Here is a 1343-nt window from a genome sequence, read left to right on the forward strand (position 1 = left end):
CAGCACGCGCAAACGGTGTTTGGGGTTGGTGTCGACCCGTGAAAGTTGCGGACTGTACCTGGCCAGATAGGCGTTGATGGATTGAAGTGCAATCCGGCGGTGTCCGCCCAGCGTTTTCCACGCTTCGATTTCCCCTTTTTCAACCAGCGACTGCACGGTGGCCACCGACAGGCCCAGCAGCTTGGCCGCATAGCTCGTGCCGCAGTAGTCCGAACTTGAAAAGTCTTCTGCCGTGATGGCAGCTTCGAAAGATTTGGGCTCACGCGACATGGAAGTACATCAAAGGGGTTGTATTTATTGTTTTTTTCATTTTAGTTGACTCCATCCCCGTTAGAGAAAATTCAAAGATCGAGGGCGCATCTCGTGGCGCGGCATGCCGGTCGCACTCAAAGCGCATGCACTTTAGGCAGCGTGAAGAAAAATGTGGCCCCGCGCCCGGGCGCCGCGTCAGCCCACAGCCGGCCACCGTGCCGTCCAATTACCCGGCTCACCGTGGCCAGACCAATGCCCGTTCCCGGAAACTCCGACACCGCATGCAGGCGCTGAAACGGGCTGAACAGCTTTTCGGCATAGGCCATGTCGAACCCGGCGCCGTTGTCGCGTACAAAATAAACCGGCCATCCTGCGGCGTCAGGTTGTTGCCCGATGCGGATTTCAGCCCTGGCCTGCTGCGCGCTGAACTTCCAGGCGTTACCCAGCAGGTTTTCCATGGCCACCCTGAGCAGCCGCCCATCCCCGAAGGCCTGCAGGCCGGTTTCAATGTGCACGCTCACCTTGCGCCCTGGCTGACGCGCCTGCCACTCGTCCAGAATACCGCGGGCCATCGCCGACAAATCAACATACTCGCCGCGCAGCTGCGTCCGCGCCACCTGCGCCAGGGACAGCAGGTCTTCAATCAACTGCCCCATCTGCGCCACGCCCGTTTGGATGCGTGCCAGGTAGTGCTGCACCTTCGCGTCGGCCTCGCCGGCCAGCTGTTTGGCGAGCAAACGGCTAAAGCCGTCAATGGTGTTGAGCGGCGAGCGCAGGTCGTGCGACACCGAATACGAGAAGGCTTCGAGCTCCTCGTTGGACAGGCGCAAGGCAGTCTCGATGGCCTTGATCTCGGAGATATCCGCATCGATCCCGACCCAGAAGGCGATCGCACCGAACTCATCGAGCACGGGGGAGGCCCGGTAGGCCATGGTGTGACAGCTGCCGTCCCTGGCCAGCAGGCGCCGGATGCCGGAAAATTGCGACTGGCTCGCATTGGCGGCCAGCCACGCCGCCTTGACGCCCGGCACGTCTTCCGGATGAACAACGGCAAACCACCGGTGGGTGCCGGTCCAGTCCTCCAGCGTGCC

General features: G+C 61.6%; 2 protein-coding genes. Both read right to left on the bottom strand.

Annotation, left to right across the window (positions count from 1 at the left end):
* On the bottom strand, positions 1 to 270 hold a 270-nt coding region (locus Q8K05_RS07775), incomplete at its 3' end, for a helix-turn-helix domain-containing protein (protein WP_305245987.1).
* 116 nt (positions 271 to 386) lie between these two features.
* A partial coding sequence (locus Q8K05_RS07780) for a PAS domain-containing sensor histidine kinase (RefSeq protein WP_305245989.1) occupies positions 387 to 1343 on the bottom strand: 957 nt, incomplete at its 5' end.

It is taken from the genome of Polaromonas sp. (assembly GCF_030682935.1).
Classification (GTDB): Bacteria; Pseudomonadota; Gammaproteobacteria; order Burkholderiales; family Burkholderiaceae_C; genus Polaromonas.